A 26,904-nucleotide genomic window follows, 5' to 3' on the forward strand; every position below is an offset into this window, starting at 1 on the left:
GCTGATGCAGGTCTTGGTCGTCGACAACTACGACAGCTTCGTGTTCAACCTGGTCCAGTATCTGGGCCAACTCGGTGTGCACGCGCACGTCTGGCGTAATGACGACGACCGCCTGGCTGCGCCGGACGCGGTCGCCAACCAGTTCGACGGCGTGCTGCTATCCCCCGGCCCGGGCACGCCGGAACGCGCAGGCGCCTCCATTCCACTGGTCAAGGCGTGTGCCGACGCGAAGACCCCGCTGCTCGGCGTCTGCCTGGGACACCAGGCCATCGGCGTGGCGTTCGGCGGCACCGTCGACCGGGCGCCCGAGCTGCTACATGGCAAGACCAGTACCGTGTTCCACTCGAATGCCGGTGTGCTGCAAGGCCTTCCGGATCCGTTCACCGCGACGCGCTACCACTCGCTGACGATCCTGCCCGACACCGTGCCCGCCGAACTCGAGGTGATCGCGCGAACCGAGGGCGGCGTCATCATGGGCGTGCGCCACGTCGAACTGCCGATCCACGGTGTGCAGTTCCACCCGGAGTCGATCCTCACCCAGGGCGGCCATCGGATGCTCGCCAACTGGCTCGGGTACTGCGGCGCTGCGCCGGACGAAAACCTCGTGCGTCAGCTCGAGGACGACGTGGCCAACGCCGTGCAGGCCGCTACGACGCGAACGCCAGCGTGATCGGGTCGCTGAACTTGACCGGCGTGCCCGCCTGAGGGCTCTGCGTGACCACCGCGTTGGTGCGCTGACCGCTGTTCTGCACATCCGGCGCCCTGATCAACTGGCCCGTCCAGCCGTAGGCGTTGCGTAGGTTCGGCTCGACGTCGGTCCAGAATCCACCACGCACGTCGGGCATGACGAACTCGTTGCCAAGGGACACCTGAATCTGGATCAGCGTGTCCACCGCGACCAGGCCGCCGGCCGGCGGTGCCGTGCCCACCACGGAACCCTTTGGCGTCGTGCTGTCGACATCGACGGGAAGGATCTTCGTGAACCCGGCGGCGGCGAGCACCTGCTGACACGCCTCCACGGTCAGGGCCTTGCAATCGGGGACCGGCTTGCTCTCGGGTCCCGAGCCGACGACGATCGTGATCTCGTTGGTGATAGCCGAAGTCTGGTTGGCGCTCGGAATGGTCGCGAGCACCTTGTCCTTCAGCTCCGGCGTGGAGGGTGAGTCGGACCTCTTGAACTTTCCGAAACCTGCTGCGGTGAGCTTCTGGACGCAATCGGAATACGTGAGCCCCTTGCAGTCCACGACCTCGCGCTGCTCGGGACCGCTCGACACCTTGATCAGCACCTCGTCGCCGGCACCCACTGATGTGCCCGCGGCAGGATCGGTACCGATGACCTTGTTCGGCGGGATGGTCGAATCCGACTGCTGCTGGTCGCGAGTCTTGAAGCCGGCGTTCTGCAGTATCGCTACCGCGTCGTCCTTCGTCTTGCCTGCCACGTCGGGTACCTGAACATCGCGCGTGCTACCGCCGAACATGTTGATGGCGACGGTGACCACGACGGTCAGCACCGCAAGCACCGCCACCGCGATGAGCCAACGACCCACCGATCCGCTGCGCTCTTCTTTGTCCTCGAAGCGGTGCTCAGTGCGGCCGACCTGATCGATGCGGTCCGTTCGGTGCTCCGACGTCGGCGTCGACAGGAACGAAGTCCGTTCCGCGTCTGTCAGCACCTTCGGCGCCTCCGGCGCCTCTCCGCTGTGCACTCGAACCAGGTCCGTGCGCATCTCGGCGGCGGACTGGTAGCGGTTGTCGGGGTTCTTCGCGAGCGCCTTGAGCACGACGGCATCGAGTTCCGGGGCGATGCCGTTGTGCCGCTGCGACGGCGGCACCGGATCCTCGCGCACATGCTGATAGGCCACTGCGACGGGCGAGTCACCGACGAAAGGTGGCTCCCCCGTGAGGATTTCGTAGAGCACGCACCCCAGCGAGTACACGTCGGAGCGGGCGTCGACCTTCTCCCCGCGGGCCTGCTCAGGCGACAGATACTGCGCTGTGCCGATCACCGCGGCGGTCTGGGTGACGCTGTTGGCATCGGCAAGCGCGCGAGCGATGCCGAAGTCCATCACCTTCACCGCACCGGCCTTGCTGATCATGATGTTCGCCGGCTTGACGTCGCGGTGGATGATGCCGTGCTGGTGACTGAAATTCAGCGCCTGGCACGCGTCGGCGATCACCTCGATCGCGCGCTTGGGCGGCATCGGGCCCTCGGTGTGCACGATGTCGCGCAGCGTGATCCCGTCGACGTACTCCATCACGATGTACGGGAGCGGACCGGCCGCCGTCTCCGCCTCGCCGGTGTCGTACACCGCGACGATCGCCGGATGGTTCAGCGCGGCGGCGTTCTGCGCCTCGCGGCGGAACCGGAGATAGAAGCTGGGGTCGCGCGCCAGATCTGCGCGCAGCACTTTGATGGCCACGTCGCGGTGCAGCCGCAGATCGCGCGCCAAATGGACCTCGGACATGCCGCCAAATCCGAGGATCTCGCCGACTTCGTAGCGGTCGGACAGGTGTTGCGGGGTGGTCATTGCCATGTCTGTTCTGGGCCCGAGGGCGTGACCTGCACCTTTGCAGGGGACGCACTCGCGTCGAGTCGGGTTACCCGGTTTTCCACTCCACCATGGCCGAAGATGCCCCCTTCGGTCCAACTGGGCATCGCCGTCGGCGACTGGAACGGGGTTGTCTCGGTGATCGTATTCGTCACCGTCGGAGGCGGTGTCTTCTGGTCCTTCTTGTCCTGCGCGTTCAGCACGATCAGGATCGCGATCACGATCGCCAGCGCGCCCAGCACACCGGCGGCCCACAGCAGTGCGCGCTGACCGGAGGAGAACGTGCGGCGTGGCGGGGGAGTGCTGCGGTGACTGCCCGTCGCGGGCCGCGGCCGCGCGGTGGTCGCAGGCGCTCTTCCGGTCATGTCGGCGGCCGCCCTGGCCTGTGCGGCCGACGGCACCGCGGCGGGTGCTGCCCTGCCGATCGAGGGCGCCTGGTTGGGCCTCGGCGGCCGACGGCCGGAACGCACGGCGGCGACCGCGTCGGCGAACGGGCCGCCGGAGCGGTACCGCATACCGGGGTTCTTCACCAGCGTGATCTCGATCAGCTCGCGCACGTTGGGTGGCAGGTCGGCGGGCAGCGGCGGCGGCGTCTCCTTGATGTGCTTCATCGCGACGGTCAGCGCACCGTCGCCGGTGAACGGGCGTTTGCCCGAAACCGATTCGTAGCCAACAACTCCCAGCGAGTAGACGTCACTGGCCGCGGTCGCGTCGTGGCCCAAGGCCTGCTCGGGCGCGATGTACTGGGCGGTGCCCATCACCATGCCGGTCTGGGTCACCGGAGCGGCGTCGACGGCCTTGGCGATGCCGAAGTCGGTCAGCTTGACCTGGCCGGTCGGCGTGATCAGGATGTTGCCCGGCTTGACGTCGCGGTGCACCAGGCCCGCGGTGTGCGCGACCTGTAGGGCGCGGCCCGTCTGCTCGAGCATGTCGAGCGCGTGCCGCAGCGAGAGCCTGCCGGTGCGTTTGAGCACCGAGTTCAGCGGTTCACCGTTGACCAGTTCCATCACCAGGTACGCGGTGCGGCCCTCGCCGTCCATGTCGGTCTCGCCGTAGTCGTACACGCTGGCGATGCCCGGGTGATTGAGCATGGCGACGGTGCGGGCCTCGGCGCGGAACCGTTCGACGAACTCGGCGTCCGTGGAGTACTCCGCTTTGAGCACCTTGACCGCGACGCGGCGGCCCAACCGCGAGTCGATGCCCTCCCACACCTGGCCCATGCCGCCGGTGGCGATCAGCCGCTGCAGCCGGTAGCGACCCGACAGCGTCACTCCAACGCGGGGACTCATGAGCCCTCCCGCAGGGCCGCTGCGATGGTGGCCCGTCCGATCGGGGCGGCGACGGCGCCTCCGGTGGCGTTCAACCGGTCGCCGCCGTTCTCGACCACAACGGCCACCGCAACCTTGGGTGCCGATGCAGGCGCGAAGGCGATGTACCAGGCGTGCGGCGGAGTGTTGCGCGGATCGGTACCGTGCTCCGCCGTGCCGGTCTTGGATGCGATCTGCACGCCGGCGATGGCTCCCTTCTGCTGCGTCACCTGCTCGGCGGCGACCATCAAATCCGTAAGTGTATTCGCGACCTGCTCGGACACCGCCCGGCGCTCCTCGCGGGGAGCCGTCGTGCTGATGTTCGCGAGGTCGGGTCCCTTCAGACTATCGACTAGATAAGGGCGCATGGTCACCCCTTTATTCGCGATGGTCGCAGCGACCTGCGCGTTCTGCAGCGGCGTCAGCGCCACATCCTTCTGCCCGATGCTCGACATGCCCAGCGCGGCAGCGTCGGAGATCGGCCCGACGGTCGACTGGGACACCTGAAGCGGGATCGTCGGGGGAGGGGTGTCGAGCCCGAACGCGATCGCGGTGGACCGCAACGCGTCCGTGCCGGTGTTGAGGCCGAGTTGGACGAAGGCGGTGTTGCAGGATTTCGCGAACGCATCGTGCAGCGAAGCGGTCGGGCCGGCCCCGCACGCCGCGCCGCCGTAGTTCTCCAGCGTTGCGGTGCTGTCCGGCAACTGAATTCGGGACACCGATGTCAATTGGGTGTTCTCCGTGGCGCCATGCTGCAGCGCGGCCGCGGTCGTGATCACCTTGAACGTCGACCCGGGCGGATAGGTTTCCGAGATCGCCCGGTTCAACAGCGGGGAATCGGGGTTGTCGCGCAGCTGCTGCCACGCTGTCGACTGGGCCGCAACATCATGGGTGGCAAGCAGATTCGGGTCATACGACGGTGACGAAACCATCGCGAGGACCTTCCCGGTCGACGGTTCCAGCGCCACCACCGCGCCCTTGCACGGTCCGTTGCAGCCGTGCGCCATCGCATCCCATGCCGCCTGCTGAACCTGCGGATTGATGGTCGTGGCGACGTTGCCGCCGCGAGGATCACGCCCGGTGAAGAAGTCGGCAAGCCGCCGGCCGAACAGCCGCTGATCGGAGCCGTTGAGGATGCTGTCCTCGGCACGCTCGAGGCCGGTGCTCGAATAGCTCAGCGAGTAGAAACCGGTGACCGGCGCATAGGCCTCCGGATTGGGGTAGACGCGGAGGAACCGGAACCGGCCGTTGGTGGACACCGAGTAGGCGAGCAACTGCCCGCCCGCAGAGATCTGTCCGCGCTGACGCGAGTACTCGTCGAGCAGCACCCGCTGATTACGCGGGTCGGCGCGCAACCCGTCGGCCGTAAACACTTGTGTCAGTGTGGCATTGGCCAACAGCAGCACGATCAGCGCCATGATCGTCACGGCGATGCGGCGCAGGGAGGTGTTCATACCTTCTCGATCACCTCGGTGCTCGCGGCCGCGATCGGCGTGGCCTGCGGCCGGGTGACGATCGGGCGGCGGGCCGCGTGCGAGATGCGCACGAGGATCGCCAGCAGCACGTAGTTGGCCAGCAGCGAGGAACCGCCGTACGACATCCATGGCGTGGTCAGCCCCGTCAGCGGGATCAGCCTGGTGACGCCGCCGACCACGATGAACAACTGGATCGCCAGTGTCGACGCCAACCCGGCGGCCAGCAGCTTGCCGAAGCTGTCGCGCACGGCGATCGCGGTGCGCAGCCCACGGACGATCACGATCGTGTACAGCATCAGCACCGCGGCAAGACCGACCAGTCCGAGCTCCTCGCCGATCGCGGCGATGATGAAGTCGGTCGACGCGGCGGGCACGGTGCCGGGCTGCCCGTTGCCGAGGCCGGTACCGAAAATACCGCCGGTGGCGAAGCTGAACAGTGACTGCACCATCTGATAGCCGGCGCCGTCGGGGTCGGCGAACGGGTCGAGCCAGGTTTCCACCCGGACCCGGACGTGACCGAAAAGGTAGTACGCCGCAACGCTTCCCGCAGCGAACAGCGCAAGTCCGATGACGACCCAGCTGAACCGGTCGGTGGCCACGTAGACCAGCACCAGAAACGACGCGTACAGCAGCAGCGACGTGCCGAGGTCCTTCTCGAACACCATCACACCGACCGAGGCGATCCAGGCGGCCAGCAGCGGCGCAAGATCGCGCGGCCGAGGTAGGTCCATGCCGAGGAAGTGCTTACCCGCACTGGTGAACACACTGCGCTTGGCGACCAACACCGCGGCGAAGAAGATGAGCAGCAAAATCTTGGAGAATTCCGCGGGCTGAATGGAGAAGCCCGGCAACTCAATCCAGATCTTGGCGCCGTTCTGCTCCGACATCGAGCGGGGCAACACAGCGGGGATGATGAGCAGGATCAACCCGGTCAGCCCGCACACGTATCCATAGCGCGCCAGCAACCGATGGTCGTGAAGAAAGATCACCACCAACGAGAACGCGATGACCCCGACGAGCGTCCACAGCATCTGCTGATTTGCGGTGCCGCCCAGGCCCTTTCCCGACGGGCCGCCCGCGGCCAGATCGAGGCGGTGGATCATGACCACTCCGAGCCCGTTCAACAGCGCGACCACCGGCAGCAGCAGCGGGTCGGCGTACGGAGTGAAGCGCCGGATCGCCAGGTGCGCACCGGTGAACAGGGCGAGGTACGCGACGGTGTACTGCGCCAGATCCCAGTGCAGGCCCTGTTCCTGGTTGGCCTCGACGAGAAGCAGTGCCACAGTGGTGATCACCGCAGCGGAGCCGAGCAGCAGCAGTTCGGCGTTGCGCCGGTTGGGCAGCGGCGGGGTGACGGCGACGGGCGACTGCGGCTGGGTGGTCATGCCTCGACTCCCGCTCGTCCCCTGCCTTTGCCTCTTCGGGTCGTCATGAAACTTCCCGGCAGTTCGTTCCAGGTTCGGGTGGCGGAGGCGGCAGCGCGGTGACGGTGGGCTGCGGTGTCGGGGACGGCGATGCGGGAGGTGCGGCGGGCGGCGGCGCACCGGGTGAGACGGGGGCGCTCGGCGGCGCGGGAGGGGGCGCGGTCACGGTCATGGGGGTTTCCGGCGCGGGGGATTCACCGCTGACTTCCGGGATGCCCGGATTGACAGGTGTTTCCGGCAGATGAGGAGTTGGCGATGTGGTGGTCGGCGTCGGTGTCGGAGTCACGCACGTCGGCAGGACCGAACTGCGGGCGAGCTCCTCGATCTGGGCGATGGCGTCGTCGAGCGAGCCGGACGGCAGGCCGGCGACCACCTGTGCGCGCTCCGACGGCCGCATGTCGTTGACGCCGAGCATGCGGCAGTCCAGGTTGTCCTTCGGAGTTCCCGCGCTGATGAGGGACAACTCATTTCGCGCGTTGAGACAGCCCAACAGGTACGGCTCCTGAAGTGCTAAACCCAGAAAGGAGCCCTGAACACCTCGCATGATCGACACCGTGCCGTCGTGCTCGGTGACGTAGTAGTTGCTGCGCACTATCTCGCGGCCGACCGCAAGTCCGGCGAGCACGACGAGCAGCAGCAGGACCGCAGCGATCAGCATCCGCCGTCGCGACCGTGGCTTGCGCTGGGGTTCTTCCGGCTGTGGCACAACACGTTTCGCCTCGTTGCGACGCGGATTGAACGCCGACGCTCGACCGGCCGCGGTGTTGGGCGGTGCACTCTGGTCGTCGTCACCCGACACCGCACCGGCGAGAATCGGTTGAGTCTGGCCGTAGTCGTAGTCGACGACGTCGGCCACCACCACGGTGACGTTGTCGGGTCCACCGCCGCGCAACGCCAATTCGATTAGCCTGTCCGCACTTTCGGCGACATCGGAGATCTGCAGCGCCTCGAGGATGGTCTCGTGGCTGACCGGATCGGACAGGCCGTCAGAGCACAGCAGATAGCGGTCGCCCGCGCGCGCCTCGCGCATGATCAGCGTGGGCTCCACCTCGTGACCCGTCAGCGCGCGCATGATCAGCGAGCGCTGCGGATGGCTGTGCGCCTCCTCGGCGGTGATCCTGCCCTCGTCCACCAGCGTCTGGACGAAGGTGTCGTCCTTGGTGATCTGGACGAGTTCGCCGTCGCGCAGCAGGTAGCCGCGTGAGTCGCCGATGTGCACGAGCCCAAGCCTGTTGCCCGCGAACAGAATTGCGGTCAGCGTCGTGCCCATGCCGTCGAGCTCGGGGTCGGCCTCCACATGCGCGGCTATCGCGGAGTTGCCCTCACGTACCGCGGCGTCGAGTTTGGAGAGCAGATCACCGCCCGGCTCGTCGTCGTCGAGGTGGGCCAGCGCGGCGATCACCAACTGTGAGGCCACCTCACCCGCGGCGTGCCCGCCCATCCCGTCGGCAAGGGCCAGCAGTCGCGCGCCGGCGTACACGGAGTCCTCGTTGTTGGCGCGGACCAGGCCACGGTCGCTGCGAGCGGCATAGCGAAGCACCAGTGTCACGGGCGCAGCTCGATTACCGTCTTGCCGATTCGAACCGGCGTGCCCATCGGAACCCGTACCGCGGTCGTCACCTTTGCCCTGTCAAGGTATGTGCCGTTGGTCGATCCTAGGTCCTCGACATACCATTCCGAACCTCGTGGCGAGAGCCTGGCGTGCCGTGTCGAGGCGTAGTCGTCGGTGAGCACGAGCGTCGAGTCGTCGGCGCGGCCGATGAGCACGGGCTGGCTGCCCAGCGTGATGCGGGTCCCCGTCAGCGCGCCCTCCGTCACGACCAGCTGGCGCACCACGCTCCGGCGCCCACGATTGGGCAGCAGGGAGCCGCGCAGCGCCAGGCCCCGTCGCACCATGACCGCTCCGGTCGGTGCGTAGATGTCGGTCCGCAGGATGCGGAGCACCGACCAGATGAACAACCACAGCAGCAATAGGAAACCGACGCGCGTCAGCTGCAGTACTAACCCCTGCATCCGACGTCCTCTCCGTCCCCGTCCCGTTCTCGTACCGCGCCAACTTCGGCAACGTCACGATACTTGGACAGCGATCGACGCGACGGTGAAGCGTTCAGCTTCCCCCGGCTTCGACCGCCCGAAGCGCTCAGTGAACGCGGACGATGATCTCGGAATGGCCGAGCCGGATCACGTCGCCGTCGGCCAGCTGCCACTCCTGCACCGGTGCGTTGTTCACCGTCGTGCCGTTGGTGGAGTTGAGGTCCGACAGCAGTGCGACCTGCCCGTCCCACCGGATCTCCAGATGTCTGCGGGACACCCCGGTGTCGGGCAGCCGGAACTGCGCGTCCTGGCCGCGGCCGATCACGTTGGCGCCTTCACGCAATTGGTAGGTCCGGCCGCTGCCGTCGTCGAGCTGCAGCGTGACCGAGGCCGCGCCTGCCGGGTAATCGGGCTGGCCGTATCCGCCGCCGTAGCCGGCGGCCGGAGCTGCCTGCTGGCCGTAGTCGTAGCCGGCCGCGGGCTCGCCGTAACCGGGTTCCGCGTATCCGGCGCCGCCTTGCTGGTCGTAGCGGCCGTAATCCGCGGGGGCGCCGTAGCCCTGGTCCTGGCGGCCGTATCCGGCGCCGTAGCCGCCCTGGTCGGGATAGCCGCCCTGGTCGGGATAGCCACCCTGATCCGGGTACGCGGGCCGCGGCGGCTCCTGGCGCCCGTAGCCACCGTCGTCCGGACGGCCGTGCGTGGGCGGACGGCCGTAGTCGTAGTCGCCTGCCGGCGCGCCGTATCCGGGCTGTCCGCCCTGCGGGGGGCCGTAGCCGCCTGGCGCCTGCCGATAGCCCTGGTCCGGGTAGCCGCCACCCTGCTGCGGCGGCGGGTATCCGCCGGCGGGCGGACGCTGCTCGTAGGACGGCGGTGGGTAGCCGCCCTGGTCGGGGTAACCGCCCTGGTCGGGGTAGCCGCCCTGGTCGGGGTAGCCGCCTTGGTCCGGGTAGCCGCCCTGCTCGGGGTAGCCGCCCTGGCGCGGCGGGTAGCCGGGCGGTTGCTCACCCTGCGGGGGGTAGCCACCCTGCTCTGGAGGCGGGTACTGGCCGCGGTCGTCTGGGCGGCCGTAGCGCTCGTCGTAGTATTCGTCGGCCGGCCGCCCCTGTCCCTGGCCGCGGTAACTCGGGTTGTCGCTCATCGCTGGTACTCCCTGTTCTGCGTTGGACGCACGGTCTGGTGGTGGGGCGGGGTCGCCTGTGGTCGTATCGGGGTTGACCGCTCCACGCGCGCGAAACTGTCCGGTGTGCAGGTTCGGTGACGCCTCGAATCTGACGACCACATCACCATACGTTTGCCACCCCTGCTCATGGATGTATCCCTCCAAGTGCTTGGCGAAAGTCGTTGATGTGAGGTCCGGGTCGGCGCTCACCTTCTGATAGTCAGGCACACTGAGGGTAATGACGTAGTCGTTTGGTGCCAAAATATGGCCGCCGGCTATGTCATGGGCGCCGGAATCGGCTTCCCGGCGGAGCATCGCCTCGACTTCTTGGGGCACAATCGATCCGCCGAAAACACGCGCAAAGGCGTCGCCGACGGTCGACTCGAGTTTGCGTTCGATGCGGTCGACTAGGCCCATATCACCGCCCGCCTCACTCGTCGTTGTCCGTTCTTCCAGCTCATACCCCCGCGCACCAGCGTGTCGCCTGGCCGCTTGCCTTACTTGCATGGTATCGGCCCAGCGCAGCGGTGCGGGACCAACAGAATTCTGAGAATCGGATCGGGGCAGGTCAAGCAGTCCGATCTTGACGTGTTCACACCGAATTGGCAGGCCTTGCGACCGGGTCGGTACGGTTGGGGAGCGGGGTGGCTTGCGTGATAGGCTCCCCCGGTTGTTGGGGCGAGTGGCGGAATGGCAGACGCGCTGGCTTCAGGTGCCAGTGTCCTTCGGGACGTGGGGGTTCAAGTCCCCCTTCGCCCACAACTCGATTATTCGAATCCCCGTGAATGGCTTTCGACACCGCGCGGCCGGACGTTGTATTCGAAGTAGCGCACGGTAGCTTTTTGCGAATGCGGCTCGCGTATATCGCATTTGTATTGGTCGCGCTGCTGTCTGCGGCGTGCTCCTCGACGGTCAGCGGTTCGGCGGTCAAGCCATCAGGCGTGGCGTCTGGTCCCACCGTCGACGTCAGCAAGCTCGATGTCGGGCCGTACCCGACGCAGCCGAGCCAGCCGCTGGGCGTGGCGGGCGACCCGGACCGCGGATTGTTCGTCGAGTCGCAGCGGATGGCCAACAACGTCATCGGCCCATGGGAGGTCGACCCTGCCATCACGGGCTGGTTCGGCTTCGGCGCCACCGTGCTACCGAACGTCGGGGCGTTGGCGCAGATCGGTCCCGAGTCGTTCGCGGCGGCGGCGAGCCAGCACGGCTTCATCAACGGCTTCGCCTCGGCGCGCACTGCCGAGGGACAGAAGATCCTGCTGAATGCGGTGCTGCGGTTCGCCGATGGCAGTGCGGCGACCGCTGCCGCCACGGAGTTCGGCGACATCGCCGCCAAGACGGGCGAGGCGGTGCAGCCCGCCCAGATCCCGGGCCACCCGGATACCAAGGCGGCGAGCTACACCCAGACCGAGGGTTCGACCGGCAAGAAGTGGAGCGCGGTGCGCGCGTTCACTGCGCACGGCCAGTACGTGTTCATGCAACTGGCGCAGGCCGTCGACGGGATGGACCCCGCGATCGGCCTCGTCGCCAAGACCATCGACATGCAGGGACCGGCGATCGACAAGTTCCGCGCGACCGATCCGTCCGAGTTCGCCGATATCTCGCTCGATCCGACCGGCCTGCTGGCGCGGACACTTCCGGTTCCCGACAAGGAAGCCACGCCCATCCAGAACGCCACCTATGAACAACGCGGCGCGCTGCAATTCCAAAGTGACCCGGCCCGATCGGCGAAGCTGTTCGCCGACACCGGAATGGATCTGGCGGCGATGGCGAAGACGAATGTCTACCAAACCAAGGACGCTGCCAGCGCGCCGAAGATCGTCGAGGGCTTCTACGCCGAGCTGCAGCCGACCTCGCAACAGGCCAAGCCGGTCAACAACCTGCCAGGCAGCCGCTGTCTGCAGCTGAAGGACAAGACCTTCTATTGCCTTGGGGCAGCGGACAAGTATGCGATCGAAACCACGGCGGACAACTTGTTGGACGCCCAGCAGCAGATCGCGGCGCAGTACGCGATGCTGTTGAGCGGTTAGCGTCCGGTCAGGACGCCGTGCAGCAGCAGCTCGCTGAGCTCCTTGGCCGCCGTGTCGACGTCCCTGATGCGGCGCACGCATACCGCGTACCAGGCACCGCCGGCGATGGCGTCCATCAGTGTGTCGGCGCTGATGCCGGGCCGCGCGATGCCGTCGGCGACTGCGCCGCCAAGCTTGTCGGCCAGCTGACTGCGGGCCGTGGCCTCCAGCCGGTCGCTGAGCAGTCGCCGCATGTGGCGGTCTGCGCGTAAATCGTTGAGCAGACCGGGAATTGACTCACGCACCGCGGCGTCGCCGTACATTTGCAGCGCGCCGCGACACAACCGGGTGATCTCGGCGGCGAAGTCGTCCTCCGGCGGCTCGGGCCCGAGGTCGGGGAACAGCGCCTCGTGTACCAGCTGCGCCTTGGAACTCCAGCGACGGTAAACGGCGGGCCTACTGACACCGGCGGTGGTGGCGATCAGGTCGATGGTGGTGGCGGCATAGCCGCGGTCGACGAGTAGGCACCGGGCCGCGGCCAGCACTGCCGTGTCGATCGACGGATCACGCCGCGAGCCCTGCCGCCTATGACGCCGCTCCGCTTCCACGATTAGCCTTCCCGCCCCATCGATTTGTCGTTACAGTATGTCACGACAACATGGTGCCGAACGTGGGTTACCCGCACGCTTTCCCGCGCGAAGGAGTGCGGGTAACCCACGTTCGCGGCAAATGTGAATGGAGGCCGCTATGACCAAACCGTTGGCAGGCATCGGCGAGGACGGCAGGCACCTCTACACGTGTCCGTTGTGTGAAGCCATGTGCGGCTTGGAGATTCACGTCGCCGACGGCCGCGTCGCAAGCATCCGCGGCAACAAAGACGACACCTGGAGTCACGGGCACATCTGCCCCAAAGGCGCGACCCTCGGGGCGGTGCACGAGGACCCCGACCGCATTCGGCGGCCGATGATCAAGGTCGACGGGCAGTGGCAGGAGGTCAGCTGGGACGCCGCGTTCCGTCGCTGCACCGAACTGCTGGCCCCGGTGATCGAGAAGTACGGCATCGGCGCGGTCACGTGTTACACCGGCAACCCGCTTGCACACTCCTTCTCGTTGGGCCGCTATACCGGTGTGCTGCTTGGCATGTCGGGCATTCCGCTGAGTTACTCGCCGGGCACCGTCGACCAGTGGCCCAAGAATCTGTCGTCGCATCTGATGTACGGCGGCTGGTGGAGCTTCCCGGTGCCCGACATCGAACGCACTGATCTGTTGGTCGTGATGGGCGCCAACCCCGCCGCGTCGCAAGGGTCGCTGCTGGCCGCGCCTGACGTCATTGGCATCATCGACGGAATTCGCAAGCGCGGCAAGGTGATTGTCGTTGATCCCGTCCGTACCGCCACCGCGGCCCGCGCCGACGAATGGTTGCCGATCACCCCAGGCACCGACGCCGCTCTGCTGCTTGCCGTCGTGCACACGCTGTTCGACGAGGATCTGGTCAGGCTTGGGGCGGTCGAACCGCACGTCGACGGCGTCGACCGCATGCGCGAGGTGGCCGCCGAGTGGTCGCCCGAACGTGTAGCCGCTGTCACTGGCATCACGGCAGACCGGATCCGGACCCTGGCCAGGGAGCTGGCCGGCACCGAGCGCGCAGTGGTCTACGGCCGAATTGGGTTGTGCAATCAGGAGTTCGGCAGTCTGGCCAGTTGGCTGGTCGACGTCGTCAACATCCTCACCGGACACTTCGACACGCCGGGCGGCTCGATGTTCCCGCGCGCCGCGGCGTGGTCGGTGACCGTGCAGCCGATCCCCGGCCTCGAGGACGGCGCACCGGAATTCGGCCGCTACCGCACCCGGGTCCGCGGCGCGAAGGAGGTGCTCGGGCAGGTGCCGGTGTCGTGTCTCGCAGAGGAGATCGCGACGCCGGGGGAGGGGCAGATCAAGGCCCTGATCACGGTGGCGGGCAACCCGGTGCTGTCGACGCCCGCGGGGCACAAGCTCGACGAGGTGTTGCCGACGCTGGACGCGATGATCTCCGTCGACATGTGGCTCAACGAAACCACGCGGCACGCCGACGTGATCCTGCCCGCGCCGTCACCGCTGGAGCAGCCCCACCACGACGACCTCATCCTCAACTTCGCGATCAACAGCATCGCGAACTACTCGCCGCCGGTATTCGCGCCGCCGGATCCCGACCGGCCGGAGGAGTGGGAGATCCTGATCCGGCTCACGGGGCTGTGCACCGGCACACCCGCCGAGGACGTCGACGTGACGGCCATCGACGACGGCTTCTTCGACTACATGGCCTTCACCCAGGGACTCGACGGCGCCGAGATCCGCACACATTACGAGCGCGGCGGCCCCGAACGCATCCTCGACTTCACGCTGCGCACAGGGCCGTTCGGCGACCGCTACGGCGAGAACCCCGGCGGCATCACGCTGGAGAAGCTGAAGGCCCAGCCCAACGGCGTCAACTTCGGCCCGATGGTGCCGCAGGTGCCCGACGTGCTGGGCACCGCGGACGGCAAGATCCGGCTCGCTCCGCAGTATCTGCTCGACGACGTGCCTCGGCTGGCCGCGCGACTCGACCGTGCGCCTGCCGAACTCGTGCTCGTCAGCAGGCGCCATCTGCGCTCGAACAACTCGTGGCTGCACAACGTCGGACCCCTGATGAAGGGCAAGGACCGCTGCACGCTGTTGATGCACGACGACGACGCGACAAAGCGCGGCCTGGCGAGCGGCGACCTCGTCTCGGTGACCTCGCCGGGCGGACAGATCGAAGTGCCCGTCGAGGTGACCGACGCGATCATGCCCGGCGTGGTGTCGATGCCGCACGGCTGGGGCCACGGCAAGCCGGGCACCCGGATGGCGATCGCGAACGAGTCGCCCGGCGTGAACACCAACATCCTGTCGCCGCCCACCTTCATCGACGAGCCGTCGGGCAACGGCGCACTGAACGGGATCCCGGTGACGGTCGCTGCGGTCGGCGCTGATAGGCATTAACCGTGGGCACAAACCAGCGGGCGAACATCGTCATGACCGACGAGGAGATCGCCCAGTTCATAGAGCGCAGCCGGACCGCGACGATGGCGACCGTGCTGCCCGACGGCAGGCCGCACCTGGTCGCGATGTGGTACGCCGTGGTCGACGGCGAGATCTGGTTCGAAACCAAAGCCAAGTCGCAGAAGGCGGTCAACCTGCGTCGTGATCCGACGATCACGGTGATGATCGAAGACGGGCAAAGCTACGACACTCTGCGCGGGGTGTCGATCGACGGCAAAGCCGAGATCGTCGATGACGCGGAAACCATTCTGCGCGTTGGCATTAGCGTGTGGGAGCGGTACACCGGCCCCTACACCGACGAGATGCGTCCGTTCATCGACCAGATGATGAACAACCGCATCTGCGTGCGGGTGGTGCCCAGCCGGATGCGCAGTTGGGATCACCGCAAGCTCGGCATGCCCGCGATGCCTATCGGCGGCAGCACGGCCGAGTACCTCTGATGCCGCAGGACCGACCCAGGCAGCTGGATTCGCCGCTGCTGCCGAAGATCTTCAAGTACGCGGGCAAGGCGCACGTCTGGGTCTACCGGAAGACCGGGGGGAAGATCGGCGGGAAGTGGCGCATCGGAGCGGGATTCCGCAAGCCGGTGCCGACGCTGTTGCTCGAGCATCGCGGTCGCAAGTCCGGCAAGGTGTTCGTCACGCCGCTGCTGTACATGTTCGACGGCGCCGACGTGGTGATCGTCGCGTCGCAGGGCGGTCGGCCAGAGGACCCGCAGTGGTATCGCAATCTGGTGGCCAACCCCGACACGTACGTGGAGATCGGTGCCGACCGTCGCGCGGTGCGTGCCGTGACGGCAAGCGCCGAAGAGCGGGCGCGGTTGTGGCCGAAGCTCGTCGACCTCTACGCGGATTTCGACAACTATCAGGCCTGGACCGACCGCGAGATTCCCGTGGTGGTGTGCAAGCCGCGTTAGGGGTGCGGCGGGTTGAAGCCAGGGTTGGACAACGCGTTGGCGACGCCGCTGCCGATCGGGCCGTGCTGATCGACGATGGTGGCCGTGCCGGTGGCGACGCCGTCGTGGCTGTAATGCGTCAGGGCCGCCAACCCAAGGTAGGGGCCTTCGGGCAGCCGGGACAGGGTCAGGGTGTAGTCGGCGTTGATGAACTGCAAACCCGCTGCGCCGAAATGAGTCAATGAGCTGACCATGTCGCCTGCCATCGCCGCCCGAGTGAACGGTGTGAGTTCTTTCCCCGCGACCAACGGCCGGATATCGCGCACCCAGATGTATTTCGGCCCCGCGTGCTGCCACGCATCGAGGCCGAAGCCAGGACCGGGCGTGTGCTCGTTGCGGCCGTAGGTCCACACCAGCATCGCCAAGCCCCGTGGAATCGGGTCGGGGCTGGGCGGAATCGGCGGCATGGTCACCGGTGATGACCAGATCTGGTCGGTCGGTTGTTCGCCGCGACGCAGAAACAGTCCGCTGGCTCGGGCGACGACGGTCTCGCCCTGCGTCATCACCGCGTCGACCAACCTCAGCCGGCGGCCCTGACGCGTCACCGTGGTGTCGACGCGCACCGGCGCCAGCGCGGCGGGCCGGAACAGGTCGACGGTCAACCGGGTTGGCTGAAAATCGGGATCGCCCGCGTCGCGCTCGAGGACGTGGCCGAGGATGCCGCCGACGTAGTTGCCGCTGATCGTGTCTCCCCACGGCCCGCGGGCGATGGGCTGCGGCACGAAGGTGTCGCCGTCGGCGACGAAGAATGCTGAAGGGCCAGTCATTGCGACCGACCATATCCGGCAGGCCTTACGACGTGACGGGCCCGCCGCCACAGTGGGTGGCGACGGGCCCGTGACCGTGCTGTGTTGTGGGGGTATCCGCCCCCGTTACCCCCAACCGGTCAGCACGTCGATGTTGTCGTGAGTTGAGCTTGGCGCAGATTCACCGCATCCGAGCGAGTAGGTCGGTACTCGAATTTCGCGCTACCTGGTCGCGAGCCAGCGTTTGATGTCCGAATTGATCGGATCGACCGCGTCGGCGAGTTCGTGGTGCTTCTCGGCGTAGCCGGCCACCATCGGGCAGACGGCGACGATCCGCAGCCCGGCGTCGCGGGTGGCCTGCAGCGCCTCGCCGACGAGAATGGTCGCCAGGCCGCGGCCGCCGAATTCGTCGAGCACCTCGGTGTGCGGGAAGACCCGTTGCCCGTCGCGATCGACGTACTCGGTGAAGCCGACCTGTTGTCCGTCAACGGAAATGCTGAAGCGGTCGGATTCCTGGGTGACGGTCGTCGGCGCGCCGGTCTTGTCGGTGGTCATGAATCCTCTATACCCCGGGATTGGGGCGTGGGCGCAACGTGGCGTTCGGCAGCGGTGGAGCGGGTAGTCGCGACACGGCGCCGCGGTAGCCCTCGACTGCGCCGAAGCGGTCGGCGTGGTCTTCCCACTGCCGGCGGTAGCCGGCGATGTCGTCGTGGCTGCGGCCGACGAAGTTCCACCACATCACCAGCTGCTCGGCAAACGGCGGGCCACCCAGCAGCACCACCCGCGCAGGGCTGTCGCCGCGGTTGGCGATCGTCAGTTGGCTGCTGCCTGCGGCCTGGAACGCCAGATCGGCCACGTCGAGCGCGGTACCGGCCACCTCGACGCGGCCCTGGTCGAGCAGCACGCCGTGCTCGAAGTCGCTATCCACCTCGAGGGTGACGTCCGCGCCCGGATCGAGGTCGAGCTGCGCACCGAGCAGCGGCGTGAAGGTGTGCACGGGGGAGCGGTCGCCCTCGAGCTCGCCGAGAAACACCCGCCGCGTGGCACCGCCCACGGAGCGTGGTTGCGGCACATAGTGGGCGAAGTCCCGGCCGGCGTCACGATCGGAGTCGGGCAGCGCCACCCACAGCTGCACGCCGTGCAGCACCGCCGTCGCGGAGGTCGAGACCTCGGAGTGGCAGATCCCCGCGCCGGCGGTCATGAGGTTCAGCTCGCCGGGACGGACCATCGCGTGCACGCCCGCGCTGTCGCGGTGCTCTACCTCGCCGCTGAACAGCCAACTGACGGTTTGCAATCCGGTGTGCGGATGCGGCGGTACGTCCATCCCGGTGCCGCCCCGGACGTCGTGCGGCCCGTAGTGGTCGGCGAAACACCAGGCCCCGATCAGCGAGCGTTCCCGCTGCGGCAGCGTGCGCCGCACCTTGATCGCCCGCGGTCCGCCGAGCGGCACCTCACGCGGATGCAGCACTCCGGCGAACGGCGAAGCGACACAGGCTACTTCGGCAGGCGCGGTATCGGTGTTGCTCACGGACTCACGGTAGCCCGCGCGTCGGCACGCCCCGGTATGGCAGGCACGACACTGCACCTAGCGAACCGTTGCTGAAACAGAAATGACCGAGCGGTGGCCGCCCCGATGGCAAAGGAGACCGGTCGGGGCGAACGGCTGCAGTAACCGGCGACCAGCTTTGCTAGCCAGCTTGTAAAGCTTATGTCTGAACGGTCGTCGGACGTATCTTGGCGAAACGGCGGGCCAGCTGGAGCAAATATCTTAACGGCCCGCAGCGAGAAGTCAGACCTTTGCTGGATAGCTTGCAGGAGTGACGATATGAAGAATTCAGCGGCGTACGTGGGACGCGTCGGCGGATTGGCGATTGCCCTGGGGATTGGCACCGCCGTATTCACCGGCCACGGACTGGCGATGGCGGATTCTTCCGAAGGCGCATCAGGCTCGGCGGCAAACGACTCCTCAGAGACGAAGTCGGCGACCGCAAACGGAGGCGCCGCGGGTGGCGCCACGACGACGGATAAATCCACAACGTCCACACAGGCCGCCGGCGGCAGCACAACTGGTCCCGACGACACCGAAGCCACTTCTGGTCATGCCACCGAGACGCCGAAAGACGGGGCGTTCGAAGCGGATTCAACGGCCAAGCCAGTAAGGAAGGGCGCACGGCACCCGGCGTCGACATCACGGCCATCGTCGCAGGATGACAAGCCCGCACTGGAGAAACGGGTGCGACCATCGGCTAGCGCCACCAACGCGGCGGCCCAGGCACGCCCGGTGGACGACGCCACGCCGAGTCCAGACACCAAAACCCAGGCGGACGAACCGAATTCGGGCCGCGGAAGTGCAGGGTCGACTCCAACCATGACCGCGCGGTCCGTGGTCCAAAGTCAGGTGGTGGCAGATCCGCCAGAGGCACAGGTGACACCGGAAACCGAGGGGCAGATCGTTACCAGCATGCTGACCTCCCTTGCACTCGGCTCGCCGGCCACGACCGACCCGGTCGCACCGGCCGCGCCTGCGCCGTCGCTGTTCGGCTTTCTTCAACTGGCGTGGCGCGAGCTGAGCCGGGGCCTGTTGGGATCCAGCTCCGGCGCCGATCAGCGACCCACGATCACCTATGACGTGGCCGACAGCCGAGTGGTCGACGGAAATCTCGTGGGCCGCGTCAATGCCACCGACCCGGACAGCACGCTGAAACTGACCGCGAGCAAGCCCGCTCATGGCGACGTGACAGTGGCGCCTGACGGCACCTTCACCTACACGCCCGACCCGGCATACAACGGCGAGGACAAATTCAGGATCACCGCGACCGAGATGAACGGCGGCAGCACCGGCCTGCTAGGTGGTCTGATGCGGTTCGCGACGTTCGGACTGTTCGGCGGCGGCGGTCGTTCCGCGTCGGTAACCATCATCGTCGACGACGGATACACCTCATCCACCGTCGTGTCTGGGCTCAACTCGCCGACAGACTTCCGGTTCCTGCCGGACGGTCGACTCTTGTTTGCCGAAAAGGGCGGTGCCATCAGGGTGTCGAACGGCGGCCAGCTACAGAGCACCCCACTCATCACGTTGCCGACCGATACTTTCTGGGCAAAGGGGTTGGCGGGCCTCGAGGTAGATCCCGACTTCGAAAACAACGGCTACATCTACGTGTCTTATGTCAGGTCAGACAACTACCAACGCTTGTCGCGTCTGACGGTCACCGACCCGACGGCTGAGGTGCTCACGGTCGATCCGAATTCGGAGGTTGTCCTCGTCCAAGGCACGCAGCCAGCGGGCAACGACCACCACGGCGGAGGGCTTGCCTTCGGCCCCGACGGCAAGCTCTATTGGTCGGTCGGTGACAACGTCTGTTGCAGCGTGATCGACGGCAGCAACTCCCAGGACCTGTCCAACATCTACGGCAAGGTGCTACGCCTCAATCCAGACGGCAGCGCACCCAGCGATAACCCGTTCCCTAACGCGTCCGGCGCCGGCCCGCTGATCTACGCGATCGGTTTCCGCAACCCGTTCCGATTGGCCTTCGCGCCGGACGGCCAGCTGTTGGTGGCCGATGTCGGCCAGGCCGAGTGGGAGGAAGTCAACCTCGTCACGGCAGGCGGCAACTACGGCTGGCCCTATGCCGAAGGTCCCTGCAACGGAATCGGCACAGCCGACTGCTCCACACCGTCCTCGTATGACAATCCGATCTATGCGTACCGGCACACCAGCGGCGGGAACTCGATCACCGGTGTCTTGGCCTACCCCGATGGGAACCGAAACACAGTCTTGATCGCGGATTTCAATCAGAAGTGGGTCAAGGAGCTGACGTTCAATTCCGACTACTCGGAGCTGATCGGCGAGAAGGTGTTCGGCGCGGCGGCGCCCGGCAGCACCAACAAGTTGGTGCAGGGACCGGACGGCAGCATTTATCAGCTGACATACGACGGCACGCTGACGCGCATCGCCCCGACGTTGACACCGATATCGACCGTGTGACGGGCTAACCCGTCATCGCTGAGCGGATTACCTCGAGGTCGTGATCGCTGATCTTGAACACCCCGTACCGGAACTTGATGCCCCAGCGCGCGGGGTCCTCGATGAACTCCAGTTGCTCGATCAGCGGGCGGATCGGTGTTTCCGCACACTCCAGAAAATCGACGTTGCGACGCCACGGCTGAAAGTCCGGCGACAGCTCTGCTTGGTACGGTTCGTCGTCGACGACCTGGCCGATAGCGGTGAAGGCCTGCAGCGGATCACCTTCGGGATAGTCGGTCTTCGGCGAGTAGAAGACGATCCAGTCACCCCTGGCCATCTTCTTCAACATGTGTGGCTTGCCGTGGTTGGCCTGGGTGAAGCGGCCACGCACCCCACGTTCGACGTGGCCACGGCTGACGGTGTTGATCCAGTTGGTCATGTCCGCACGCTAAGCCGGATCGCCGACAAATCGGTGCCCGCGCCGTCGCGGCCTGTGGATAACTTCCGGCGGCTAGAAAGGACTGCTGTTGGATTGCCAGCGGGCCGCTTCCGGGCGTGGCCCGTAGCGCCGGATGTACTTCTCGTGGACACGGGCGTTCTTCTCCCGGTTGATCTCGTCTACCAGATTGGGGTCCAGACCGTGTTGCGCCAACCGGTGCCGGCGCCACACCTTGTTCAGCGCCAACGACATCAGCAGGGCCCAGATGTAGATGGGCGCCGTCATCTCCGTATGCACGTACAGCGACGCAGGCAGCAACCAGAACGGCGCCAGCACAAGGAACGGCGGTATCGCGGCGCGAACCATGTGGCGGCGCACTGCTCCTGGGCCTGCGAGGTCGTTGCGCACCCAATCGCGGAATTCGGCGGGAAGGCTGCGGCCGTACGCATAGCCGATGTACTGCAGCGGAGATGGCCGGTTCATCGGACATCCTTTCTGTCGTTGAGCGCGCCGGCGGCCAGGGCCGCGGCGTTGACGTGAGTGAGGACGTCGTGGAGCCGTTCGAGTTCGTCGAGCCCCACGCCGAGCCGGTCCACCACCGCGGGCGGAATCTTGAGGGCTCGCCGCCGTAGCTGAATGCCTGCCCTGGTCAGCTCCACGTCGGTGGCACGCTCGTCGGCGGTGCTGCGGGAGCGGTTGATGAGGCCGAGCGACTCCAGCCGCTTGAGCATCGGAGACAACGTCGCCGAATCCAACTGCAATGCGGCGGCGATCTCCTTAACGGTCAGCGGTCGATCGGCGGCCGACTTGTGGTGGTCCCAGAGGGCGAGCATCACCAGGTACTGCGGGTGGGTCAGTCCCAGCGGTTCGAGCAGCGGCCGATACACCGCCAACACCGCGCGGTTGGTGACGGCCAGCGCGAAACACACCTGCCGTTCCAGCGCCAGTGGATCGATGTCGTCCTCGACGAGCGTCATGACCCCACGATACCCAATTAGATAGGGCACTAACTAATAGCGTGCTAACAATCACACGTTGTTAGCATCTGACACGATGAGCAGCGACGATCACGCCGAACTACTGCGCCGCCGCGCGCTCACCGAGGATGCGGCCCGTCCAGAGGCCGTAGAACGCAGGCACGCAGCCAACGGTCGCACCGCGCGCGAGAACATCGAGGACCTCGTCGATGCGGGGTCGTTCGTCGAGTACGGACGCTTCGCGATCGCCGCTCAGCGATTCCGCCGCGACGTCGACGACCTGATCGCGCGCACCCCCGCCGACGGGCTCGTCGCAGGCACGGCGCGCGTCAACGGCAACGCATGCGCGGTGCTGTCGTATGACTACACGGTGCTCGCGGGCACCCAGGGCGCGCTCGGTCATCGCAAGAAGGACCGGCTGTTCGAGCTCATCGAGCGGATGCGGTTGCCGACGGTGTTCTTCGCTGAAGGTGGCGGCGGACGTCCCGGCGACACCGACTACCCGGTCGTCTCGGCGCTCGATGCGCGTGCGTTCAAGCTGTGGGCGGCGCTGTCGGGACTGGTGCCGCGGATCGCGATCGTCAAGGGCCGCTGCTTCGCGGGCAACGCGGTGATCGCGGGATGCTCCGACCTGATCGTCGCCACCGAGGATGCGTCGATCGGGATGGGCGGGCCCGCGATGATCGCAGGCGGCGGCCTCGGTGACGTCCACCCCGACGCGGTGGGCCCGGTCTCCATGCAACAGCCCAACGGCGTGCTCGACGTCGTCGTACCGGACGAGGCACATGCCGTGGCGGTGACCAAGCAGTTGCTGGGCTATTTTCAGGGTGCGACGACACCGGGCCGGGAAAACGACCAAACACGTTTGCGCACAATGATTCCCGAAACACAGCGGCGGGCGTACAAGGTCGAGCCGATCATCGAGACGTTGGCCGACGACGGATCGGTGACCTTCCTCCGCAAGGGGTTCGCCCGTGAAATGGTCACCGCACTGGCGCGCATCGAGGGCCGCGCCGTCGGCGTCATCGCCAACAACACGATGGTGATGGCAGGCGCGATCACCGCTGCCGCCGCCGACAAGGCCGCGCGTTTCCTTCAACTCTGCGACGCGTTCGGACTACCGGTCGTGTCACTGATCGACTGCCCGGGCTACATGGTCGGCCCGGCGGCTGAGTCCGAGGCGTTGGTGCGACGCGCGTCCCGCATGCTCGTAGCGGGCGCCGCGATGCGTGTGCCACTCGTCGCGGTCGTGCTGCGCCGCGGCTACGGGCTCGGCGCGCAGGCGATGACCGGCGGCAGTCTGCACGAACCGCTGCTCACCGTTGCCTGGCCGGGCGCCCACCTCGGCCCGATGGGCCTCGAGGGAGCCGTCCGACTTGGGCTGCGCAAGGAACTCGAGCAGATCGCCGACGAGGGCGACCGGGAAGAACGAGTCAGGCAGGCAACGGCCGCCGCCGAGGCAAATGCCAAGGCGCTCAACGCCGCTGCCCTGTTCGAGATCGACGACGTCATCGACCCCGCGGATACCCGCGGTCTGATCGCAGCGACCCTCGCGGCGGCCGCCGCACATCCCCAACCGCGCGGTGAGAGCAGGTTCGTGGACACCTGGTAGGCGGGAAGTTTGGGACGGTGCCGCCATGGCGCCTCTCGGCGAGTGGTCGCTCTCGGCGACGATTCTGGATGGGGCCCGGGGCATAACCGACACCGTCGCATGATCTAACTGCCCGGCGGGACAACATATTCCACTGGTTCGCCGCAGACCCCTCGACATCGGCGAACGGCGAGCGGGTCAGGCGGATTCGGCGAACAGTCGGCGATCGCGTACCGGGTAGCCATTGCGCTCGGCCAGCGAGCGCAGTTGTCGCAGGGCAAACGTTCTGCCGCGGCCGGCCTCGGGGATGACGATGCCTGCCCACAGCCCCTCGGCACGCGGGAGTTCGCACGCCTCGCGGGCGCACAGCCACCGGCGCGGGCATTCCCGGCAGATGGCTTTGGCCTCTTCGTCTGCTCTGGTGGTCCACCGTTCAGGGTCTTGGGTGCATGCGCCGATCGGCGTCTCTTCCCATTCGGATGCGCTCATCGCTGTTGCTCCTCTGCACGCTCTGCGGCACTACGCCGCAATGCCGCCAAACGTAGCGCAGCAACCGTAGCAATGCAACAGTTTAGCGAAGACCTAGCGCGCCCGGCGGACAACGAGAACGGTTAGGCTTCGACACCAAAACAGCCGACCAACTGCGAAAACCACGGCATACGCCAAGAAGGTAATTCCGTAGCATTGATACGGTTTACTGGTGCGAAAGTTGTAGCTGCGCTGCATCTCAATCACGCAGAATCGAGGGTCAAGTCGTAGCACTCGACGGTTGGACGGCTACTATTGCGACACCCTGCGCAGCACCCACTCAGCGAGGAATCGCCGTAATGACAGACGCCGAGTCGACCGCTGAGGCGTCGGACGTCGTCGACCCGGGATTGGTCCGCGCCGGCGCGGCCGCCGCGGCGCGCAGGCGAGAACTCGACATCAGCCAACGCAGTCTCGCGGCCGACGGAATCATCAACGCCGGAGCCCTGATCGCGTTCGAAAAGGGCCGCAGCTGGCCACGCGAACGCACCCGAGCAAAGCTCGAGGAAGTGCTGCAGTGGCCGCCGGGCACGATCGCCCGGCTCCGTCAAGGCGAGCCTCCGGCGCGGGAGCGGCCGACCGAACCCGCAGGCGTCGGGCAAGAGGGAAGCCTGATATCGCAGGCCGTCATCACCGCGGTGCATACCCTCGGCCCGGCGGTCGAGGCGCTGCCGCCGGTCGAGGACGCCGAGTTCACCCCTCGGGTCGCGGCTATTCTCGCCGACCTTCGCCAGCTCGAGGGCGTCGCCGCCAGCGCCACCCGCATCAGCCGAGTGACGCCCGCGCTCATCAAGGCGCTTGGCACCGTCCGCCGTCAGATCGACGAGCTGACGATGCTTGCCGCAACAGCGCCGCGCGCGACATTGGGCCAGCGGGTGTATGCCACCCGCCGCCGCGCCAACCTGACCATCGCCGAAACCGCCCAAGCCGCAGGCGTTTCCGAGGACGACGTGCTCCGCGCGGAGGCGGAGGAGCCGGTGTCGGCTGCGTCGATCGATGCGATCGAGGCGCTGCTCAAGCAGCTCGACTAGTTGCGTTCCCTGCTGCGGTCATCGCGGGTGGGGAAGTATTCGGCGAGCGCGGCGGCGATCTCGATGAACTTGCGGCGGGCGGCCGGCGACATCTGGCTGCTGTGGTCGATGACCCCGCCAGGCCGCAGATGCCCGTCGAACGGCACCTCGACGACCTTCTGCCCCTGGCTCGCAAACTGTTGGGCCAGGATCGACCGGGTTCGCTTGTCCGCGTGGCCATCCGAATCGTTCAGCACGATCACCGTGCGCTGCAGCAGGTTGGTGAGCCCGCGGGCGGCCAACCAGTCCATCGTCTGCCCCGCCGCCGCCGCGCCGTCGACCCATGGCGACGAAACCACGATCAGCGCGTCGAGGTCGCGCAGCACCTCCTGTGTGACAGGGGTGTCCATGGTCGAGCTGCAGTCGACGATCGAAATCGTGAAGTAGCGGTCCAGTCGTGACGTCGCTTCGCGGTAGATCGCGGGGTCGAGCACGCGGCGGCGCGCCGGAGTCGCCTCGCCCGCGAGGACGAACAAGCCCGCCGCGTTGTTGCCGACCCGGCTGCGCACGTCGGCGAACGTCTCGAGATGTTGGTCGGAAGCCAACTCCCAATAGGATCCCTGCACCTTGGGGTCCACCCGGCTGCCGAGCTTGCCGAAGGCGGTGTCGGCGTCGATGGCCACCACGCGGTCGTCCTGGCGCAGTTCGGCGAATATCGATCCGACGCTGGCCGAGACCGTGGTCTTGCCGACGCCGCCTTTACCCATCACGCCGATCTTGTAGTGCCCGCGCAGCACCGACTTGATCCTGGCCTCCAGCTCGGCCTGCCGGATTTCGTCAGGCGACTGGCCGAGGTTGACCATTCCGAAGGTCGCTTTGTACACCGCTAGCCGCCAGCCGCGCGACGGCGGGACCTTGCGGGAGGGCACCAGGTCGTCGGCTCTGATGCGGTCGGCGTACGACGCGGGCGGCGGTGGTGGTGCCGACGCCCCTTCGGGTGGGTACAGCGGCGCTTTCCACGGTTGGGTGGGAGGTCCTGGCTGCGGGGGTGGCGGAGCAGGTCGCTGCGGGCGCGGTGGCGGCTGCCAGTCGGGTTGCGGAGCCCGCGGGCCCTCGTCGGGACGGTTGGGGGTCGGCAAGGGTCCGGTGTCGCGCGGCGGTCCCGGCGGTGGCCCGTATCGCGGCGGTTGCCGGTGGCCGCCTTGGCGCTCTGGATCCAGGAACGGCGGCGGAGGGGGTTCGGATTGGCCGCCGCGCGGGCCGGGTTCAGGACTCGGCGACTGCGGCGCGGGCGGGCTCGCGGGACGTTCCGGCGGCACATAGTCGACCGGCGGTCGCGAGGGCACCGGTGGCTGGGGGGCGGGCGTTGGATCCGGCTTCGGTTTGGGCGGCTCGTAGTCGGTTTCCTCCGGCCCCGTCCAGCCGAGTTCTCTCCGCAATGCGTCGTCGCGGTCGGTCACTGCACAATCTCCTTCGCTTCCAGACGACGCGTATGTCGGCCACCCTCAAGTATCAACCACAGCCGGGCTGCGCTACGGAATCCGACGACCAGGGTGCGCCGCGGCTGTCCAGCAAACACCAATTGCGGCGGCGAGCACACACACGGACGCATCAGGGGTGGCCGTCGCTCCAATTGAGCGTCCGCTCACCAGAGCGCATTGTGTTTGCTGACAACGACAT

Annotated in this window: 24 protein-coding genes and 1 tRNA gene; 9 read left to right on the plus strand and 16 right to left on the minus strand. The window is 67.0% G+C overall.

What is annotated here, in order from left to right; translation table 11 throughout:
• The first annotated feature begins 4 nt into the window (after window positions 1–4).
• Window positions 5–670: an aminodeoxychorismate/anthranilate synthase component II gene (locus tag GGC64_RS24025; RefSeq protein WP_192724989.1), complete on the plus strand. Its 666-nt coding sequence runs from the start codon at window positions 5–7 to the stop codon at window positions 668–670.
• Here GGC64_RS24025 and pknB read toward each other — a convergent pair.
• The 7 genes from pknB to GGC64_RS24060 form a co-directional block, all read right to left on the minus strand.
• Window positions 648–2,528, minus strand: a complete 1,881-nt coding sequence (pknB, locus tag GGC64_RS24030; RefSeq protein WP_192724990.1) for a Stk1 family PASTA domain-containing Ser/Thr kinase — start codon at window positions 2,526–2,528, stop codon at window positions 648–650. The two genes, GGC64_RS24025 and pknB, sit on opposite strands and share 23 nt — an antisense overlap.
• Window positions 2,525–3,838, minus strand: a complete 1,314-nt coding sequence (locus tag GGC64_RS24035; protein WP_192724991.1) for a serine/threonine-protein kinase — start codon at window positions 3,836–3,838, stop codon at window positions 2,525–2,527. Before GGC64_RS24035 ends, pknB begins: the two co-directional genes overlap by 4 nt.
• Window positions 3,835–5,310: a D,D-transpeptidase PbpA gene (pbpA, locus tag GGC64_RS24040; protein ID WP_192724992.1), complete on the minus strand. Its 1,476-nt coding sequence runs from the start codon at window positions 5,308–5,310 to the stop codon at window positions 3,835–3,837. Before pbpA ends, GGC64_RS24035 begins: the two co-directional genes overlap by 4 nt.
• Entirely contained in the window at window positions 5,307–6,716 is a 1,410-nt protein-coding gene (locus tag GGC64_RS24045; RefSeq protein ID WP_192724993.1) for an FtsW/RodA/SpoVE family cell cycle protein, read from the minus strand. Before GGC64_RS24045 ends, pbpA begins: the two co-directional genes overlap by 4 nt.
• 43 nt (window positions 6,717–6,759) lie before the next feature.
• On the minus strand, window positions 6,760–8,304 hold the full coding sequence (locus GGC64_RS24050; RefSeq protein WP_192724994.1) for a protein phosphatase 2C domain-containing protein: 1,545 nt from the start codon (window positions 8,302–8,304) through the stop codon (window positions 6,760–6,762).
• Window positions 8,301–8,768 carry an FHA domain-containing protein gene (locus GGC64_RS24055; RefSeq protein ID WP_015304082.1) on the minus strand — a complete coding sequence of 156 codons (468 nt, stop codon included), beginning with the start codon at window positions 8,766–8,768 and terminating at the stop codon, window positions 8,301–8,303. Before GGC64_RS24055 ends, GGC64_RS24050 begins: the two co-directional genes overlap by 4 nt.
• Window positions 8,769–8,895: 127 nt before the next feature.
• Window positions 8,896–10,365 (minus strand): FhaA domain-containing protein, encoded by a 1,470-nt coding sequence (locus tag GGC64_RS24060; protein ID WP_192724995.1) that lies wholly within the window; start codon window positions 10,363–10,365, stop codon window positions 8,896–8,898.
• 259 nt (window positions 10,366–10,624) lie between these two features.
• Between GGC64_RS24060 and GGC64_RS24065 the strand changes: the two genes are divergently transcribed.
• Together GGC64_RS24065 and GGC64_RS24070 are read left to right on the plus strand one after the other, a co-directional pair.
• Window positions 10,625–10,707, plus strand: a tRNA-Leu gene (locus tag GGC64_RS24065).
• Window positions 10,708–10,796: 89 nt separating this feature from the next.
• Entirely contained in the window at window positions 10,797–11,978 is a 1,182-nt protein-coding gene (locus tag GGC64_RS24070; protein ID WP_192724996.1) for a hypothetical protein, read from the plus strand.
• Here the strand turns inward: GGC64_RS24070 and GGC64_RS24075 are convergent.
• Entirely contained in the window at window positions 11,975–12,565 is a 591-nt protein-coding gene (locus GGC64_RS24075) for a TetR/AcrR family transcriptional regulator (protein ID WP_192724997.1), read from the minus strand. The two genes, GGC64_RS24070 and GGC64_RS24075, sit on opposite strands and share 4 nt — an antisense overlap.
• Before the next feature lie 139 nt (window positions 12,566–12,704).
• On the opposite strand from GGC64_RS24075, the gene GGC64_RS24080 reads away from it, so the two are divergent.
• The 3 genes from GGC64_RS24080 to GGC64_RS24090 are packed head-to-tail and all read left to right on the plus strand — an operon-like array spanning window position 12,705 to window position 15,930.
• On the plus strand, window positions 12,705–14,954 hold the full coding sequence (locus GGC64_RS24080) for a molybdopterin-dependent oxidoreductase (RefSeq protein ID WP_192724998.1): 2,250 nt from the start codon (window positions 12,705–12,707) through the stop codon (window positions 14,952–14,954).
• 2 nt (window positions 14,955–14,956) lie between these two features.
• Window positions 14,957–15,454 carry a PPOX class F420-dependent oxidoreductase gene (locus GGC64_RS24085; RefSeq protein WP_192724999.1) on the plus strand — a complete coding sequence of 166 codons (498 nt, stop codon included), beginning with the start codon at window positions 14,957–14,959 and terminating at the stop codon, window positions 15,452–15,454.
• Window positions 15,454–15,930, plus strand: coding sequence for a nitroreductase family deazaflavin-dependent oxidoreductase (locus GGC64_RS24090; RefSeq protein WP_225952159.1), 477 nt, complete (start codon window positions 15,454–15,456; stop codon window positions 15,928–15,930). Before GGC64_RS24085 ends, GGC64_RS24090 begins: the two co-directional genes overlap by 1 nt.
• Here the strand turns inward: GGC64_RS24090 and GGC64_RS24095 are convergent.
• The 3 genes from GGC64_RS24095 to GGC64_RS24105 form a co-directional block, all read right to left on the minus strand.
• Complete coding sequence (locus GGC64_RS24095; RefSeq protein ID WP_192725000.1) at window positions 15,927–16,736, minus strand: acyl-CoA thioesterase domain-containing protein; 810 nt, start codon at window positions 16,734–16,736, stop codon at window positions 15,927–15,929. The genes GGC64_RS24090 and GGC64_RS24095 overlap by 4 nt on opposite strands.
• Window positions 16,737–16,937: 201 nt before the next feature.
• Window positions 16,938–17,270, minus strand: a complete 333-nt coding sequence (locus tag GGC64_RS24100; RefSeq protein WP_192725001.1) for a GNAT family N-acetyltransferase — start codon at window positions 17,268–17,270, stop codon at window positions 16,938–16,940.
• A gap of 7 nt (window positions 17,271–17,277) precedes the next feature.
• Window positions 17,278–18,243, minus strand: coding sequence for a pirin family protein (locus tag GGC64_RS24105; RefSeq protein WP_192725002.1), 966 nt, complete (start codon window positions 18,241–18,243; stop codon window positions 17,278–17,280).
• 297 nt (window positions 18,244–18,540) lie between these two features.
• On the opposite strand from GGC64_RS24105, the gene GGC64_RS24110 reads away from it, so the two are divergent.
• The gene (locus tag GGC64_RS24110) at window positions 18,541–20,700 is read left to right on the plus strand and encodes a PQQ-dependent sugar dehydrogenase (protein ID WP_192725003.1); all 2,160 of its coding nucleotides are present in this window, start codon (window positions 18,541–18,543) and stop codon (window positions 20,698–20,700) included.
• 4 nt (window positions 20,701–20,704) lie between these two features.
• On the opposite strand, the gene GGC64_RS24115 is transcribed toward GGC64_RS24110, so the two are convergent.
• The 3 genes from GGC64_RS24115 to GGC64_RS24125 form a co-directional block, all read right to left on the minus strand.
• The gene (locus GGC64_RS24115) at window positions 20,705–21,118 is read right to left on the minus strand and encodes an EVE domain-containing protein (protein WP_192725004.1); all 414 of its coding nucleotides are present in this window, start codon (window positions 21,116–21,118) and stop codon (window positions 20,705–20,707) included.
• A 72-nt stretch (window positions 21,119–21,190) separates the two neighbouring features.
• Window positions 21,191–21,601 carry a DUF5313 domain-containing protein gene (locus tag GGC64_RS24120; RefSeq protein WP_192725005.1) on the minus strand — a complete coding sequence of 137 codons (411 nt, stop codon included), beginning with the start codon at window positions 21,599–21,601 and terminating at the stop codon, window positions 21,191–21,193.
• On the minus strand, window positions 21,598–22,095 hold the full coding sequence (locus GGC64_RS24125) for a MarR family winged helix-turn-helix transcriptional regulator (RefSeq protein ID WP_192725006.1): 498 nt from the start codon (window positions 22,093–22,095) through the stop codon (window positions 21,598–21,600). Before GGC64_RS24125 ends, GGC64_RS24120 begins: the two co-directional genes overlap by 4 nt.
• Before the next feature lie 76 nt (window positions 22,096–22,171).
• On the opposite strand from GGC64_RS24125, the gene GGC64_RS24130 reads away from it, so the two are divergent.
• Window positions 22,172–23,707, plus strand: a complete 1,536-nt coding sequence (locus tag GGC64_RS24130; RefSeq protein ID WP_192725007.1) for an acyl-CoA carboxylase subunit beta — start codon at window positions 22,172–22,174, stop codon at window positions 23,705–23,707.
• A gap of 177 nt (window positions 23,708–23,884) precedes the next feature.
• Here GGC64_RS24130 and GGC64_RS24135 read toward each other — a convergent pair whose 3' ends face one another.
• Entirely contained in the window at window positions 23,885–24,175 is a 291-nt protein-coding gene (locus GGC64_RS24135) for a WhiB family transcriptional regulator (protein ID WP_192725008.1), read from the minus strand.
• A gap of 338 nt (window positions 24,176–24,513) precedes the next feature.
• On the opposite strand from GGC64_RS24135, the gene GGC64_RS24140 reads away from it, so the two are divergent.
• The gene (locus tag GGC64_RS24140) at window positions 24,514–25,245 is read left to right on the plus strand and encodes a transcriptional regulator (RefSeq protein WP_192725009.1); all 732 of its coding nucleotides are present in this window, start codon (window positions 24,514–24,516) and stop codon (window positions 25,243–25,245) included.
• On the opposite strand, the gene GGC64_RS24145 is transcribed toward GGC64_RS24140, so the two are convergent.
• Window positions 25,242–26,684, minus strand: coding sequence for a MinD/ParA family protein (locus GGC64_RS24145; RefSeq protein WP_192725010.1), 1,443 nt, complete (start codon window positions 26,682–26,684; stop codon window positions 25,242–25,244). The genes GGC64_RS24140 and GGC64_RS24145 overlap by 4 nt on opposite strands.
• Window positions 26,685–26,904 lie beyond the last annotated feature (220 nt).

It is taken from the genome of Mycobacterium sp. OAS707 (genome assembly GCF_014873705.1).
Lineage (GTDB): Bacteria > Actinomycetota > Actinomycetes > Mycobacteriales > Mycobacteriaceae > Mycobacterium.